General features: G+C 61.5%; 16 protein-coding genes and 2 pseudogenes. 13 read left to right on the top strand and 5 right to left on the bottom strand.

All coding sequences use genetic code 11. The features are described from left to right. Positions 1-18: 18 nt before the first annotated feature. The 3 genes and pseudogenes from B5V03_RS42765 to B5V03_RS41615 form a co-directional block, all read left to right on the top strand. Positions 19-750, top strand: a pseudogene (locus B5V03_RS42765) (ATP-binding protein); the annotation flags it as partial. 839 nt (positions 751-1,589) lie between these two features. Further along, positions 1,590-2,147: an NYN domain-containing protein gene (locus B5V03_RS23895; RefSeq protein ID WP_129272842.1), complete on the top strand. Its 558-nt coding sequence runs from the start codon at positions 1,590-1,592 to the stop codon at positions 2,145-2,147. Between the two features lie 392 nt (positions 2,148-2,539). Further along, complete coding sequence (locus tag B5V03_RS41615; RefSeq protein ID WP_164988239.1) at positions 2,540-2,692, top strand: hypothetical protein; 153 nt, start codon at positions 2,540-2,542, stop codon at positions 2,690-2,692. A 44-nt stretch (positions 2,693-2,736) separates the two neighbouring features. Here the strand turns inward: B5V03_RS41615 and B5V03_RS23890 are convergent, their stop codons facing one another. Together B5V03_RS23890 and B5V03_RS23885 are read right to left on the bottom strand one after the other, a co-directional pair. Then, positions 2,737-3,138: a hypothetical protein gene (locus B5V03_RS23890; RefSeq protein ID WP_129272841.1), complete on the bottom strand. Its 402-nt coding sequence runs from the start codon at positions 3,136-3,138 to the stop codon at positions 2,737-2,739. 22 nt (positions 3,139-3,160) lie between these two features. Continuing rightward, on the bottom strand, positions 3,161-3,361 hold the full coding sequence (locus B5V03_RS23885; RefSeq protein WP_129272840.1) for a hypothetical protein: 201 nt from the start codon (positions 3,359-3,361) through the stop codon (positions 3,161-3,163). Between the two features lie 665 nt (positions 3,362-4,026). Here B5V03_RS23885 and B5V03_RS23875 point away from each other — a divergent pair. Together B5V03_RS23875 and B5V03_RS23860 are read left to right on the top strand one after the other, a co-directional pair. Beyond that, positions 4,027-4,224 carry a hypothetical protein gene (locus tag B5V03_RS23875; RefSeq protein WP_129272838.1) on the top strand — a complete coding sequence of 66 codons (198 nt, stop codon included), beginning with the start codon at positions 4,027-4,029 and terminating at the stop codon, positions 4,222-4,224. A 1,120-nt stretch (positions 4,225-5,344) separates the two neighbouring features. Then, the gene (locus tag B5V03_RS23860; RefSeq protein WP_129272837.1) at positions 5,345-5,710 is read left to right on the top strand and encodes a response regulator transcription factor; all 366 of its coding nucleotides are present in this window, start codon (positions 5,345-5,347) and stop codon (positions 5,708-5,710) included. 86 nt (positions 5,711-5,796) lie between these two features. Here the strand turns inward: B5V03_RS23860 and B5V03_RS23855 are convergent, their stop codons facing one another. Beyond that, positions 5,797-6,024, bottom strand: coding sequence for a hypothetical protein (locus tag B5V03_RS23855; protein WP_164988236.1), 228 nt, complete (start codon positions 6,022-6,024; stop codon positions 5,797-5,799). 626 nt (positions 6,025-6,650) lie between these two features. Here B5V03_RS23855 and B5V03_RS23850 point away from each other — a divergent pair. The 4 genes from B5V03_RS23850 to B5V03_RS23825 all read left to right on the top strand — a co-directional run bounded on the left by B5V03_RS23850 (position 6,651) and on the right by B5V03_RS23825 (position 10,216). After that, on the top strand, positions 6,651-6,839 hold the full coding sequence (locus tag B5V03_RS23850; RefSeq protein ID WP_129272836.1) for a hypothetical protein: 189 nt from the start codon (positions 6,651-6,653) through the stop codon (positions 6,837-6,839). Positions 6,840-7,978: 1,139 nt separating this feature from the next. Beyond that, positions 7,979-9,661 carry a DNA polymerase/3'-5' exonuclease PolX gene (locus B5V03_RS23835; protein WP_129272834.1) on the top strand — a complete coding sequence of 561 codons (1,683 nt, stop codon included), beginning with the start codon at positions 7,979-7,981 and terminating at the stop codon, positions 9,659-9,661. A gap of 48 nt (positions 9,662-9,709) precedes the next feature. Beyond that, the gene (locus B5V03_RS23830) at positions 9,710-9,949 is read left to right on the top strand and encodes a DUF2171 domain-containing protein (RefSeq protein ID WP_129272833.1); all 240 of its coding nucleotides are present in this window, start codon (positions 9,710-9,712) and stop codon (positions 9,947-9,949) included. A gap of 63 nt (positions 9,950-10,012) precedes the next feature. Then, positions 10,013-10,216 carry a hypothetical protein gene (locus B5V03_RS23825; RefSeq protein ID WP_129272832.1) on the top strand — a complete coding sequence of 68 codons (204 nt, stop codon included), beginning with the start codon at positions 10,013-10,015 and terminating at the stop codon, positions 10,214-10,216. Positions 10,217-10,240: 24 nt separating this feature from the next. Here B5V03_RS23825 and B5V03_RS23820 read toward each other — a convergent pair whose 3' ends face one another. Together B5V03_RS23820 and B5V03_RS41610 are read right to left on the bottom strand one after the other, a co-directional pair. Continuing rightward, positions 10,241-11,107: a ribonuclease HII gene (locus tag B5V03_RS23820; RefSeq protein WP_129272831.1), complete on the bottom strand. Its 867-nt coding sequence runs from the start codon at positions 11,105-11,107 to the stop codon at positions 10,241-10,243. A 108-nt stretch (positions 11,108-11,215) separates the two neighbouring features. Next, a complete protein-coding gene (locus tag B5V03_RS41610) occupies positions 11,216-11,602 on the bottom strand; it encodes a hypothetical protein (protein ID WP_164988238.1) in 387 nt (128 codons plus the stop codon). On the opposite strand from B5V03_RS41610, the pseudogene B5V03_RS42430 reads away from it, so the two are divergent. The 4 genes and pseudogenes from B5V03_RS42430 to B5V03_RS23800 all read left to right on the top strand — a co-directional run bounded on the left by B5V03_RS42430 (position 11,483) and on the right by B5V03_RS23800 (position 13,748). After that, positions 11,483-12,008: pseudogene (locus tag B5V03_RS42430) on the top strand (MOSC domain-containing protein). The gene B5V03_RS41610 and the pseudogene B5V03_RS42430 overlap by 120 nt on opposite strands. 516 nt (positions 12,009-12,524) lie before the next feature. Continuing rightward, positions 12,525-12,746 carry a hypothetical protein gene (locus tag B5V03_RS23810; RefSeq protein WP_129272830.1) on the top strand — a complete coding sequence of 74 codons (222 nt, stop codon included), beginning with the start codon at positions 12,525-12,527 and terminating at the stop codon, positions 12,744-12,746. A gap of 51 nt (positions 12,747-12,797) precedes the next feature. Beyond that, positions 12,798-13,226 (top strand): hypothetical protein, encoded by a 429-nt coding sequence (locus B5V03_RS23805; protein ID WP_206736182.1) that lies wholly within the window; start codon positions 12,798-12,800, stop codon positions 13,224-13,226. 45 nt (positions 13,227-13,271) lie between these two features. After that, a complete protein-coding gene (locus B5V03_RS23800; protein WP_129272828.1) occupies positions 13,272-13,748 on the top strand; it encodes a DUF3833 family protein in 477 nt (158 codons plus the stop codon). The last annotated feature ends 665 nt before the right edge of the window (positions 13,749-14,413 follow it).

Genomic DNA, 14,413 nt, shown 5'->3' with positions numbered 1-14,413 from the left:
AATCAGATCTCGAACTGGCTGGAGACAGGCAACGCACACATCGACGAAGCCTATGTTGCCGCTCACACTGAAGTCGTGGCTGGCCAATATGTAGTGATCTCGGTCACCGACACCGGCGTCGGTATGGACGCCGCGACGATCGCTCAGGCCTTCGAGCCGTTCTTCACCACCAAGCCGGTCGGCAAGGGTACGGGTCTCGGGCTCAGCCAGGTCTATGGGTTCGTCAAGCAATCCGGCGGCCATATCAAAATCTATTCGGAGACGGGCGAGGGCACGACCGTCAAGCTGTACCTCCCGCGCTTGGCCGGCGATGCAGCGGACAACGCAGCTTCCGACGAACCACTCAACCCCGAAGCCGCGCAGGGAGAAATAATTCTGGTTGTCGAAGACGACGATGACGTGAGAGCGTATTCCGTCGACAGCTTGTGCGAACTCGGCTATCGCGTGCTGGAGGCTCACGATGGGCCGGCGGCTCTGCGCATTCTTGACCGACAGCCGCGAGTGGACCTCCTGTTCACGGATGTTGTGCTACCGGGAGGCTTGACGGGCGCGCAGATTGCCTCCCAAGCCAAAGCGTTGCGCCCGTCGCTGAAGGTGCTGTTCAGGACGGGCTACGCCCGCAATGCGATCATTCATAATGGCCGTCTCGATAAGGGCGTGCAGCTGATCGTCAAGCCCTTCAGTTTCAACGACTTGGCCGCGAAGATCCGCGACGTGCTCGACCTGCCCGAGAAGCCGGCCGACGGCTGATTCCTGCGCGCTCGGCGGTCGCGGACCATGCGGGTTCCTTTGCACGGCTACGACGCGGTGATCGATCGGCGCTGATTGAAGGAATGTCCGCCAAGGCCGCCCTGGATTCTGCGGAACAGCCTTCGCGCGCAAGCGGAAGGATGGCACCTTGATAAATGTCGTCGGAAAATTTCGCGAAGAACATCGTGCCGCCGGCTCGTGGGAGCGCAGCAGCCTGACCTGCCACCGGCCGGTCGTCGGCCTGCGGCCGGCCTAAGGCGAGTTCGCGACCGCGAGCTTTGAACCACCTGACATCACGCCGGTGTTCCCGGACCACGTTTCCGCCGACGAGAGAGCCCCCTGTCAGATCTGCGACCGACTTGTGCGGCCCGTGCCCTCGCCTTTCTTGGACAGGTCCGGCGAGCGGCTCAACCCACGGCTAGGCAACGTAGTCGGCCCTCGCGCCGAACCCAGTAGCATTAGAAATAGCGCACGGGTTGCCTGGTAGCTGGCGGCAGCGCGGGTTGCTTCCGAGCCTTGCATGACAACACGGCCCTCGCCAGTGAACAGATACCACCTGCAGCCCCTTCGACGGGTCTGCAGGCGGAAATCGAAAATCGGAAGTCGATAGGACATAGCCAGCCTGTCACTCAGTCGTGCTGTACGGTCGTCTCGGTTTCGTAGGAGTTGGTTCAGAATTAATGAAAATGCTTTTGAAGAAAAGCGCGGCGCCGGATAGCTTTTGTCCGTCCCCCCGCACCGACGCGAGCGAGAGGCCAGCTCACGTCTGGCGACGCTTGGAACTGACGGGCGGGGAGCCGAGGCGATGCCGTCTCGGTCAGGCCAATCGAGCAACCAGGATGTCCGCAGCCAAGATCACGGTGCTCATCGATGGTCCCAATCTGTACGCCGCCACGAAGGTGCTTGGGTTCGACATCGACTACAAGCGCCTGTTGAAGGAATTCGGCGACCGCGGTGTGCTGGTCCGCGCCCTCTATTACACGGCCGTCATGGAGGACCAGGAATATTCGTCGATCCGTCCGCTGGTCGATTGGCTGGACTACAACGGCTACACGGTGATCACAAAGGGCACCAAGGAATTCGTCAACGACCTCGGTCGGCGCAAGGTCAAAGGCAACATGGCCGTCGAAATCGCCGTCGACGCGATGGAGCTGGCCGAACGGGTCGACGAGATGATCCTTTTGTCCGGCGACGGCGGTTTTCGCTGCCTCGTCGAGGCCGTGCAACGCCGCGGAGTCCGGGTCACGGTGGTCTCGACGATCGCCAGCCGGCCGCCGATGGTCGCCGATGAGCTACGCCGACAGGCCGACGTCTTCATCGATCTGGTCGAACTGCGGTCCAGGATCGGCCGCGATCCGCTTCCGGTACCGCGTGAGGGCGACGAATCAAGGTCCTGAAGTCGGGCGTCGCCAAGCCTCGAGAACGCCATGCAACGAAAACGCCGCTGCGCAAAGACAGCGGCGTTTGCCGGATGAAATTGGACCGTGCTGAAAATAGCCCCGGCGAGCCGAGCCAAGCAAAATGACTCCCGGATGTTGAGTCCGGGAAATTACGGGTTTGGGCGGTTCCTTGATTCCATCTCTCCTGGGCGACCGGGCACAGGCGGCGGCGCCTCGTCCCGCCGGTGACGTCCCTTCTCGGTTCGGGCGAGACATGATGGCACTCGACGAGCCACCGTCGCTGCATCATGAGCATCAATCCTACGCGCATCGATTTGAGAGGCAGTTCACACGCCAAGCCTCCGGACCGGACTATGCTGTCCATCACGTCCTTTCGGAGGAGGAGGCAGATGATGGCCGCGTTGACGAAGGTGCTCTGGCGCACGACCGGCGCGGATGTCGATATCGAGGATCTGAAGATCGTCCTGATCTTCTGCGGCGCGGGCCTGCTGCAGTCCCTTCTGGCGGCCATGACCTACGGAGTCGGCCCTGGTCTCCTCTGAAGCAACCGGCAGCGCCCCGACCCGGGCGAGTCCCAGAACGGCCTTTATGAGGCATTGGCCCTGGTCCGCTCGCGAGCCGCGCGGCGGCGCTGAAGGCGTGCATGGCGGCGCCGTCCGACCTCGGCTGGCAGGCGCAGCGGTGGTGCGGCTAATCCGGGCGCAGGCACCTCTTCGGACGCCGCCGCCTGAGTGTCCGGCCGGGCTTCCATGAACTTGAGCACGGAGCGTCCCTTGTCGGTGATGCGCCAGCCGCCGTTCAGGCGATCGATCAGGCCATGCGAAAAGATATCCAGATCCGGAACGCGCGCGGCGAGCCGCTTCGTGCGTTCGGCCCAGTCCCGTCCGCTGGTCGCAAGGATCGCCATGTCGCGCTTGAGGTCCGCCATCGGAGCGAACCCGTCTGGATAGCTCACCAGGATCTTCAACACTGTCACCTGGAAATTCACCGGACGCTCCCGCGATCCGCCGTTACCGCCACATCGTCGGCGCTTCGGAGAGAGCCCTGCGACCGACGAATTTCAGGCTTTCGGGCGGGGTCTCGCCCTGGGCGGCGGCCTCCAGGATCTTGGAGGCGACGTGCGCCTTGGCGCCGGTCTCGTGGCTGGGAACGCTTCCGCAGACCTCGTCGAGGACGGCGCGCAGCAGCGCCGTGGTGGCCGCGTCGAGCATGCTGCGCCCCTCTACTTCTGAGACGCCGGCTTGGGTATCGCCGACAGCAACGAGGTCAACAGGAAAAGAGATGAGACGCCCGCTCGCAGCATCGAAATCCTCCACGAAAAATGCGTTGTTCTGAAATCCGTCCCGACCGAGGACTTCATTGATCTCACATCAATTTGGGTGGAACGGCAATCGATTCAGACGCTGCGGCGCAAAATCTCTCTCGGCGCCCCTTCAATGGCTGAACAGCGTGGCGTAGGCTGCGAGACATCTGGCCCGCGGCATCGGGCGCCTCATCGCCGCGATCGATCCGCAGATCCACGGTTCTTTGAGGTCGGCGGCCCTTTCGACCAAGGCGCCTTATTTCCGTCCGTGGACCTAGAGCCGAGTGGGCGGCTTCAGCGGGCTCTCGACCCACTTCCGGGCGGCAGGATCGTGCAGCGGATCGTCTTTGCAATCGGGACAGACGTAGCGTTCGGCGACTCTGGCGTCCTGGACAAGCTTCATCGGCCGCCCGCAATGAGGGCACGGCTTCCGGATCGGATACAGCAGTGACATTTAACTCCCCCGCCTCGGACAGCGTAGCGCCGCTTCCCGGGCAGGCACATGCACAAGTCTCTTGACGCGAGCTCCGCCAGCTACTGAAATCCGGCTTTCGTGATGTTGCGGGTATCGTCATGGAAGAGTTCTACAGGGGCTTCGCGCAGCGAGCGCGCGAGCTGGCGGAAAAGGGCGACCCATTCACTCGCAGGCGTCTGCTGGACCTGGCGAAGAAGTACGATGCCAAGAGCCGACCGTCCGGAAGCGCTCGTCCGTTGCCGGCGGCGCGCACCACTCCGCCGGCGACGCTCTTCTCCGGCACCGGCGAGGCTTGAAGAAGGTCGGTTCGCCGGCCGGGATTCGGCCGCCCACCCCAGCGCTCTTCAGGCTCGATTGACCAGCCCAAGAGGCACGGAACGTTCGCCTCGCGGTCGGCGTATCGGGCGGTCGGGCGATCAACCTTGCTTCAGCGCGTCCTTGACCTCGCGCACCGGCCAGCTTTCGCCGGCTGGCAGGACGCGGACCTTGACGCCGCCGCCGACCAGCGCGTGCGAGGCTACGTCGTCATCCACGGTAGCGACCGTCAGATCGGTTTCGGGCTTCCAAGCGAGGGTGAGATCCAGATCGCCCGGAAACACCTGCCATTGCGAGCCGTCACGAGTTCGACGATGTGACTTTCGGAATGGGTCCGGATCTTCATCAGGCCGCGTCCAGATCCCGCTGCGCGAACGGACGACGCAGCCGGCCAGCCTCGTCACCGTGGCACCTCGGACATCTGAAGCGGATGTTCGGCTGCGCAGAGGACGTCCGGTGCAAATTCGCCGCCATGGGCCAGGCGCCGCAGCGCGGACATTTCTCCAAAAGCGTATCGCTTTCGATCATCGCCATGACTCCTTCGAGCTGAGCCCCATGGCTGCGAACGGCTCGAATTTGCGGAGGTTCCCGTCTCGGCTTCTGTAGCCGGGCCCCGACGCCGTCAACGTGCCCAAGGCAGGATCCGGCCCGAACCAACGATTGCTCTCCCCGTTGTGTGCTGCATCAAGGCGCCTCCACCGCGCGCTAGAGGAAAACCATGAGGACCGGCCCGCCCCAGCATCTCGATCCCGATAGCGAGAGGGACCCGACCTATCTCGAGTCCCTGATCCGCGAGGATTACGCGCGATGCCATCCCGGCGAAACCTTGGACGATCTCAAGCGGCGCGCGTCCTTTTCGAGAGAAGACAGAGGACTGCTGCGGGACTGGATGGCCGTAGCGGCCGCTCGCGCGACATGGGGCGCCCTCGATGACTGCAGATCGCAGCTTCATACCGCCGGCGCCACGAACGGCATTGCCAAACCCCCTGTTCCTCGCGTTGCGCCGAGACGCATGAACCCTCAGTCCCGCTCACGTCAGGAACGACGACGCAATTGGGCTGTTCGACATGCGTTGCGAACGCTATCCCAAGTGAGCCGCCAGTGAGCGTACTTCTCGTCGAGGACGACCCCCTTATCCGTGAATTCGTTGTCGAAGCGTTGCGCGACGCGGGCTACCACGTCATCCACGCGAGCAACGGGGAAGAGGCGCTGGACTGGTGCAAGCGCCACGTCGCGGATGTGCTGGTCACCGACGTCAGGCTGCCCGGAAACATTGACGGCTGGCAGATCGCCGAGCGCTGCCGCGAAAGCAATCCGAAACTGCCGGTCATCTACGCGACAGGCTTTTCGCCCGCTACGCCACGCCCCGTCCCGGGCAGCCGGATCGTGCAGAAGCCCTTCCATCCGGAGGAGCTCGTCCGCATGATCAAGGAACTCGGCGAGGAAAAGGGAGGGCCGCCGTGCTAGCTGCTTACTCGTGGCCGTGCCTTAGCGCGACCGCTGTAGTCTGGACCGTCGTCGGATCCATCGCTTGGGTGCATCCGCCTCCCCCGTCAACCTTTCGGCAGGCCTAGTTCCTCGACGGCCCGACCGCAGATCGCAGCGGGGTCCTTGAGGCCGGTCTGACCGATCTCGATGATCTTCTTGGCAATCAGTTCGGTAAGGGGATCGTTGCGATCCTGTACGCCAATTGCACGCAGGGCCTGTTCGTAAGCTGTCGAAAGCCGCGTGATCTCCTCAGGCCCAAGAGGCGAGTTTTGAAGTATTCGGTAGATCGCCAATTGTTAGTCTCCCCCTGCTGGCACAGCGTAGCACCAGTCCACTGAGGGAGCATTGCGAATTAGGAGCCAATTTTAGCTTCCGCAGACTATGCTATGGAGCGCCGCTTCGAGGGCTTGAAGTTCCCGCTGGCTCGCGCGTGATCGCGAGCGACCGACCGGGCCGTTGAGGATAAGGCGGATTGGTCTGGTTGGAGGGCTGGCTGGTCTGCGCCTTGGCGAGGCGGCTGGGGACCCGGCATCGCCGGCGGCCTGATCGCCGGCGCGGTGATCGGGCGGGCATCCTCCTCGGCAATATGCCTGGGCTACGGCTATTACGACTACGGTCCAAGCTATTGCGGTGCCGGGTAATATGGCCCACGGGGACGTTGCGAGCGCTCTTGGACCGGCCCCGAGCCTGCTTAGCCCAGGCGCCAGGAGGTCTGCTTTCTGATCGTTATCTGAACAGTGCCATGCAGGGTGGGCCAGACAGCCTAAGTAACGGCGGGTGCTGTGGCGGATATGGACCGCGGCTCGACTGAGAGCCTCAACGCAATGTCCAGGGGATCTGATTGGAACATTGGTGCGTCCGAGCGGGTATAGATCAGGAAGCTTCCTGGAGAAGCGTCTTTATCGGAAGGGAGCCACAAATGGATGACGAGCGAAAATCATCAAAAGCGGGCGAACGGGCCGCTGAAGGCTTGCGCCAAGCAACTTCCAAGGAAGAAGCGAAAAACGAGAGCAAGATGGGGCACGACCTAGCTAAGGGCGCTGATCGTTTCGAAGAACGCTCTAAAAGCTCCGATGGAAAAAGCGCAGAAGAAAAACAAAAAGAGTAAATCCCCTCGCGGCTTCCTCCGCAATGACCCCGGCAGGTGGCCTTCATCTAGGGACCTGACAGAAGCTCATGCGTCATGAACTATTGTTAGGCTTCAGCAATTTTTGCAGATCTTTTTTACCGTCTGGTCGACTTTGCTATTCTCCTGATCGATCTTGGCGTCACTATCATGTTGATCAGTGGTCGTCGGCCGACCGATGCCGCCGGCGGCGGCGCCCTGGGTATTAGAGGCAGGCGTTCCCGATGAAGTTGCGGTTCCGGCAGCATTGGTGCCGGGGCTCGCGACACTCGTGCTGTTTCCATCGACCGCTCCCCGATTGCGCCCGGATTGAGGGTTGGGAGTGCCATTGGCGATACCGGTTATCGCATTGGTGGTGCCCGTGGTTGGATTGGTATTTGCACTCGGGGCAGTAGCCGACGGGCCTGCCGTACCGCCCGAGTTCGCAGCGCCTGCGGCTCCCGCAGCGGACGGAGATGCTGCAGCCGAACCTCCTGCACCTGCAGAGGACGAGGCACCGCCAGCGCTTCCACCTGCAGATCCGCCGGCACCGCCACCACCACCACCACCACCACCGCCGCCGGCTCCGCCCCCTCCTTGGGCAAATGCTGCGCAAGGGATGACGAGAGCCAAGACAAGTGCAATGCCTGAGCGTTTCATGGCGCGACTCCTTTAGCGACCAAGCCACGCTGCTGCGTTTCGTTCCTAGGCGTTGGGTCGAGCCGAGGCTGCTGGCGGAGATCGCAAGGGCCAAGTCGGCCGTGGGACAGGTGCAGCATCAGTTCTTAAGGGGCGCCCAACCCAGCAGGGCGGAGACCAGCAAACCGAACTATGGGCGAGACCAGGCGTTATCGACATCATGTCAGACGCTTTCGACTACTTCCGGGCTTACGCTGTCCGCGCTCTGTGTAAGGCTCGATCCATGCCGCACGGCAGAATGAAGCATCTGCAGCTGCTGGCCGGGCGGATCTATAATCTCCTCAAGAAAGAGGCCGCTTACGGCCCGAATACGCAGCACCTTGAGGACTTCCGGGCAGCCCAGAAGCTCGAGAAGTCTCTCGACCGTCCCCCCGGCGAAGGCTCGGGCGCTGGAAATCGCTTTGGTCCGCCGAGGTCGCGGGACGCGCGGGGAGGCTAGTTGAGTGTCCTCCCTCGATACCCGGACCGTAGCAAAGCTCCTGCGAGAATACGCGCAGCGGACGGCGTTGCGTGGCGGCAACCCCTACCGTGCAAAGGCCTATTCCAAGGCGGCGGACAGCCTGACGGCTCTCGCCGTCCCTCTCGACGTGCTCGTTGCGGAGGACCAACTCACGGAAATTCCCGGCGTCGGCGAGGCGATCGCCGACATCATCACCAAGCTCCACAAGACGGGCACTCATCCGAGCCTCGAAAAGCTGCGGAAGGAGATTCCCGAGGGCGTGCTCGAGATGCTTTCCGTGCCCGGTCTCCGCCCTGAGAAGGTGCTGCGTCTCTACAAGGATCTCGGCGTTGGCTCTCTCGCCGAGCTAGAGGCCGCCGCCAAGGACGATCGCATCAAGAAGGCCAAGGGACTGGGCGCCGCGCTGCAGACCAAGATCCTGCAGAACCTGGCCATCGCGAAAAGCGGAGAAGGTCGGCTCCACCTGCACCGTGCCGCCGTCCTGCTGGCACATGCCAAGGATTCGATCAGAAAGTCCCAGCCCGAGCTCAAGCGCGTCACGATCGCCGGCGATTTCCGTCGGGGCTGTGAACTCGTCGGCGATCTCACCATCGTTGCGGAAGCACCGGAGGCCGCCAAGGCACCGAAGCCGTCGACGGCGGACGGACTGCAGATGCGGCTGTCGGACCGCAAGCATTTCGGCGCGATCCTTCTGTTCGCGACCGGCTCCGCCGCTCACATCGAGCAGCTCCGGGCGTTGGCCGCCCAGAAAGAGATGAGGTTGGAAGCCGACGGCTTGCACAACGGCCGCACCCTGATCGCGGGCGACGAGGTCGAGATCTATCGCGCCCTCGGTTTACCTTTCATCGATCCCGAACTCCGGGAGGGGCGCAATGAGCTCGAGCTGGCTCTGAAGGGCAAGTTGCCGAAGCTCGTCACTGACGAGGACCTGCGCGGAATCCTTCACTGCCACACCGATGCCTCCGACGGCACGGAGACGCTGGAGACTATGGCCAAGGCGACACGCCAGCGCGGCTTCGAATATTTCGGCGTCGCCGATCATTCCAAGTCCGCGCACTATGCCGGCGGTCTCTCAGTCGACGAGATCGCGCAGCAGCACCGAGAAGCAGACCGGTTGAACAAGCGCTTCGGCAAGGATTTCCGGATCCTGAAAGGCATCGAGTCCGACATCCTGGCGGACGGGTCGCTCGACTATGACGACGACGTGCTGGAGCGCTTCGATTTCGTGGTCGCGAGCATCCATGGCCGTTTCAAGCTGGACCGCAAGGCGCAGACGCAGCGCCTGCTTCGGGCCATCTCCGATTCTCACACAACCATCATCGGCCACATGACCGGGCGGCAGCTCCAACGGCGGCCAGGCTACGAAATCGACGTTGAGAAAGTGCTGCGGGCCTGCGCCAAGCATGATGTCGTCGTCGAGATCAACGCCCACCCGTGGCGCCTCGACCTGGACTGGCGCTGGCACCAGGCGGCCCTCGACTTCGGCTGCATGCTGAGCATCAATCCGGATGCGCACTCGATCCCCGAGCTCGATCACATGCACTGGGGTGTCGAGATGGCCCGGAAGGGCGGTGTCCCCGCCGACAAGGTCCTGAACGCGATGACGCTTCCGGAGATCACGCGCTACCTCCGCCAGAAGCGGCGCTCGCTCGCCCGGGCGGCCTGAGAAAATCTCTGACCGATCGAATATACGATTGCTGAATGGGAGAACCCCATGACAGACGTTTCGAAGATCAAGGAACACATGGACGTCATTTCGTCCGATAGGAAGATGGTCGGAAAAGTCGATCACCTGGATGGAACCGACAAGATCAAGCTGACGAAGCAGAGTTCGCCGGACGGTCAGCATCATCACTTTATTCCGCTGTCATGGGTCGATCACGTCGATCAGCACGTGCATCTCAATAAGACCGGCGCCGACATCACCTCACACTGGCAGCACGCTCAAAGCTGACGAAATCGACCGGTCAACTCCTGCATCACTGCGGCAAACCTGTTCAAACTAGGAGGACAACTTATGGGTATCGCGAAATACGAGATATTCGGAAAGGACGGCGCGTGGCGCCTACGCCAGGACGGCAAGCCGGAGAATGAATACGCCACGAAGGAAGCTGCGATCGAGGCCGCAATTGCGGCCGCTTCAATCGTGTTGCGCGAGGGCTATGATTTCACAATGACGGCTCGTCCTAGCGAGACCACAACCGATGCGCCCACGAAATAGAGATTTTTCGAGAGAATGAAACGGTCAAGTGTTCCCAGCGCGCAGCGCCGAAGCCCCTGGCCCTGCCGGAGTATCGGTGCGTTCCGATGGCAAAGGCCAGGGTGGCAACGGCGGCAAGCCGAGGACTTCACGCACAGGGCCAAACGAACGCCTATGGGCCGCGCATGCGCCTAGCCTGGACAAAGCGGCATAATGGGCGCGCACAGGATAACCCTTATGGTCGGCGAAGCCGTAGCCGGGGTGACGCATGTCAAGCGTTCGCATCAACGCATCGCGCGAGACCTTCGCCAAAATAGAGGCGGCAGCGATGCTCGCGGATTTGGTGTCGCCCTTGATTATCGCCTGCTGCGGGATCGCAATTTCTTTCAAACGTTTCGCGTCGATCAGAAGATGCTGCGGAGTTACCGCCAGCCCTTCAACGGCCCGCCGCATGGCAAGGATTCCCGCCCAGTAGATGTTGATGGCGTCGATCTCCTCAACCTCGACAAACGCGACCGACCATGAGGCCGCCTTTTCCTTGATCTCTTTCGCTAGCGATTCGCGCAAATTTGCGTCCAGCTTTTTTGAATCATCGATTCCCAATATGCGCGTGCCGGGCTTGAATATTACTGCGGCAGCTGCGACCGGCCCCGCAAGCGGGCTCATTCCGGCCTCATCGACACCCGCGATAACTTCCCGCCCCTCTTGCCAGAGAAGTGTTTCGAAGCGGAGCATCTTGCGAAGCCGCTGCCCTTCGGACCGATTTTCAAAGCGCCGCTTTTCAATCGAGGCAAGGATTGAACGCGCTCCGGCGCGGCCGTCGGCGCGCAACATTTCCTCAAGGCCGGCCTCTAGAGGTCTGCCCTCGATGACATAGCGCCGACGTAATTTTTCGAGTGAGTAGCGGGTCACGACACCCTCGACAGGAATAGGAGCGGTGATCGCCAAGCATTATGGCGAATATCTGAAAATTGGTTTCCCCAGCCAATGGAACTCTAGCATTCACTGTCGTCGCGGCCTTTAGCGAGCCATCTTCATTGTGAATAAGCGGAAATAGACCCAATCGGCGTCCGAGATCCCACAATTGTTCAAACTTCCAACGACAGTCCAGAAGTTCGCTATGTCCTCGGAGGAGCCAACCTCGGCGCCGATGAGAGGCCAAACCGTGCTCCGACTGACATCTTGAACGTAAGGACTGGTCCGGAGACCGCGCTCCCTTCGCCAGAAGCGCCCCTCGCTCGCCAAAGCGGCCTGATGCCGCCGAACGATCTCTCGCTCGAGGGAAGGGTGGTGGCGGTCGCCGCCGATCGCAGGCACCACTTCAGCAAAGCGACCCTTGACCGCATAGTCCTGGTGGAAGGCCACGGCGTCGAAGGCGACGCCCACGCCGGCGCATTCGTTCGGCACCGCTACCTCGCCCGCCGCCAGCCCCGCCTACCCAATCTCCGGCAGGTCCACCTGATCCAGGCCGAGCTCTTTACATCCCTCTCGGAAGCTGGCTTCAAGGTCGCAGCGGGTGATCTGGGCGAGAATATCACAACGACCGGCCTGGACCTGGAACGGATGCCGCTCGGCACCCTCATAGAGCTCGGGCCCAACGGCCATTGTCGAGCTGACCGGTCTCCGGACGCCCTGTGTCCTCATCGACCGCTTCCAAGCCGGCTTGAAACGGCAGCTCTCGTCGGCGGAAACGGGCCCTCCATTCAAATCCGGGGTGCTGGGCGTGGTTCGGGCCGGGGGACAGGTCGCGGCCGGCGACGGCGCGCGGGTTCGGCTGCCGTCCTCTTCGTTTCGCGCCTTACCGGCTTTGTAAGAGCGCGGTGCACAACTTGGCTCCCCGATAGCCGAATCGAGGCTCGTTCGGTAGGTCGGACGGGCATGGCCGCAAACAAGGTAACGGCGGTACGCTTGGGGCTGGGGGAGCAATCGACAGTCCGGGACTATCTAAGCCGCCGCGCCCAGCTGGCGGCTTCTTTCTTGCCCGCGCTCGCTCCAGGAATCGTTTGCCCTCGCCCGCCCGCTGACCGTGCCAAGCGCCGGCGCGAACGCCGCGAACGTCGGCGCGCGGCGCGCGAACGCTATATCAGGGGACGCTGAAGCGTCGGCACCCAGCAGCAATGCCGGCAACGCCAGATCGATCTCCTCGAGCAAGCGACGTCAGGAATTGCCGCATCGCAGAAGTGCCGCTACCTAGCGGGTATTCCCTGTTCTTAGCAGGTAAACGCGCCTACTTGAGCGGGAGGAGCCTCGTTTTCCTTAAAGGCGCCCCTTATTAGGAACGAGCTCTCGACTTCGACATTCCATTCGAAATGCAATCGGGAGCCTCAGCATGGCCACGCAAATCGTTATGGATCACAGCGGCGACAGCCGGCACTTTTTCGACAACTCCAAGGCAGATGGCTTGGCAGAAGCGGAGAGGTTATTCCTAGAATTCACCAGCAAGGGTTATACTGCGGCGGTGCGGACGGGCACGGGCGAGGTGACCAGGATCACGACATTTGATCCAGCGGCGGAAGAGACATTGTTTTTCCCGCGGCTTGTGGGTGGGTGAGCGCAAGTGAAGAATGTGTCCCGTCGCGCAGGTCGCTGGAGTCTGCGAAGCTTGGCCGTTGGTAAGCTTTATCAAGCGGCCAAGGACGAGAAGACGAGCTTCGCTCGCTCGCTGCGGCTTCTGCGTTCATGGCTTTCGCCCCAGCAAAGAGTTCAATTCGACACGAAAGGATACTTCGACGTCGTAGGATGCGATACCGGCAAGCGCTACCGCATTCGTCGGGGAATGTCGGCTAACGTCCACGAGATCGACGAATATGGGCGTCTCGGGACGGGGCGATGCTTCGTCCCGCTCGGTGGCTTGCCACATGGCGACGTGATGCTTGCTCAGAAAATCGCTCTGGAGACGGACGAGGCGCGTGCTTTGAACATCGCCAACAGCTTCCCTGGGCCTGTCACCTGGCGAATTCCACGTTTTTCTTCAGAGAGGAGAAGTTCACGCAGCTCTCTTTCGACCGAGTTGGGCCAATCGCGTCAGTGATTCGATCTTATTTAGTTGATTGGATGCATTTCGAAGGGCTTACCAATGGCGATCGATGCTTTTAGAGGAACAACGCCGCTGTTTCTTCCTGAACGTTTTTTCGTCGGGCGGCTAGAAGGTTGGGCAGTACTTGAAAGTCTAGTTGGCGGACTACTGAGACGCGCAACGATTGTTGGTCACGGCGAACTAGATGCGGACACCGATACAGTGCTGTTCATCGAGACATATACATTTGACGATGGGCATAGCGACACTTTGCATTGGACGATCAGAAAGGGTGAGGAGGGCAAGTACACCGGCTTGGAAAATCGTCTCGAAGGTGATGCCATTGGGGAGCAAGCCGGTTGCGCTTTCCACTGGAAATACACGCGCGATACACCGCAAGGGGGTGGTAAATCGTTCAAGCTGAATTTCGACGATTGGTTTTATGGAATCGATGAACGAGCTTGCATAGTCCGCGGCCGTGCTGGCCGTGTTGGCATCCCGTTTGCGACGGCGCACGTTACTTACCGTAAGCTTTAGCTTCGCCGGTGTCCGTCACTGCGACCGGCGAGAGCAGGTGAGGGGCCCAGGGAAGGTCGTACGCCCAGGTGTTTAAGCTAACGCTCCACCTCGCGAAGGCGTCGGCATTGTCCACCGTAGTTCGCTCCTGGCTGGGTCTTAGTCGGAAAGCCTGCACTAGCTTGCTCCTGCCGGGTCCGAACCATACAGGCGGTCCTCCGCGCGCCCGAACACGCCCTCGGGCACTTCTCGAGCGCCGATACTTGCTTCGCGGACATTGCGAGCAGAGGACGTTTGCGTGAGCGCCTGCGTCTGGATTCGAACCTACTGTACGAGCGGTGGCACTGTTGTGCTGGCGCGAAGGCTCCGAAGTCGTCTTTGTCAGGAAACGACGTCCGGCTGTCCTGATCCGCAGGATCAGATTGGTTGCCCAAAGCAGGGTCCATTGCGACATATGCCCCCTGGCCGAGGCCAGCAGGATCGAGAAAGCCGTTTCACTGAAAACGACTCGAACGATCGCGACGCGATTACGGGAAGATAGCAGGTCAGGAGCAAAAAGGTTGTGCCTTCATCTTCAATGGCAGCTTATGGCCCTTCTGCGACCTCGGGAGAGGTCCGCTTTTCCGCTGCTGTTGGGGGTTGAACGGACATCAGGCGGCCAACCTCTTAATGAGTACACGGCCTAA

The sequence above is a fragment of the Bradyrhizobium betae genome, from assembly GCF_004123905.1.
Taxonomy (GTDB): Bacteria; Pseudomonadota; Alphaproteobacteria; order Rhizobiales; family Xanthobacteraceae; genus Bradyrhizobium; species Bradyrhizobium betae_A.
This window is presented reverse-complemented; position numbering and strand designations above follow the sequence as displayed.

What these genes read in the sequence shown, in the direction of transcription:
- B5V03_RS23830 (WP_129272833.1), top strand. Translation starts at nt 9,710, where the DNA reads ATGACAGACGTTTCGAAGATCAAGGAACACATGGACGTCATTTCGTCC.
- B5V03_RS23850 (WP_129272836.1), top strand. Translation starts at nt 6,651, where the DNA reads ATGGATGACGAGCGAAAATCATCAAAAGCGGGCGAACGGGCCGCTGAA.
- B5V03_RS41615 (WP_164988239.1), top strand. Translation starts at nt 2,540, where the DNA reads ATGATGGCCGCGTTGACGAAGGTGCTCTGGCGCACGACCGGCGCGGAT.
- B5V03_RS23875 (WP_129272838.1), top strand. Translation starts at nt 4,027, where the DNA reads ATGGAAGAGTTCTACAGGGGCTTCGCGCAGCGAGCGCGCGAGCTGGCG.
- B5V03_RS23810 (WP_129272830.1), top strand. Translation starts at nt 12,525, where the DNA reads ATGGCCACGCAAATCGTTATGGATCACAGCGGCGACAGCCGGCACTTT.
- B5V03_RS23825 (WP_129272832.1), top strand. Translation starts at nt 10,013, where the DNA reads ATGGGTATCGCGAAATACGAGATATTCGGAAAGGACGGCGCGTGGCGC.
- B5V03_RS23895 (WP_129272842.1), top strand. Translation starts at nt 1,590, where the DNA reads ATGTCCGCAGCCAAGATCACGGTGCTCATCGATGGTCCCAATCTGTAC.
- B5V03_RS23885 (WP_129272840.1), bottom strand. Translation starts at nt 3,361, where the DNA reads ATGCTCGACGCGGCCACCACGGCGCTGCTGCGCGCCGTCCTCGACGAG.
- B5V03_RS23800 (WP_129272828.1), top strand. Translation starts at nt 13,272, where the DNA reads ATGGCGATCGATGCTTTTAGAGGAACAACGCCGCTGTTTCTTCCTGAA.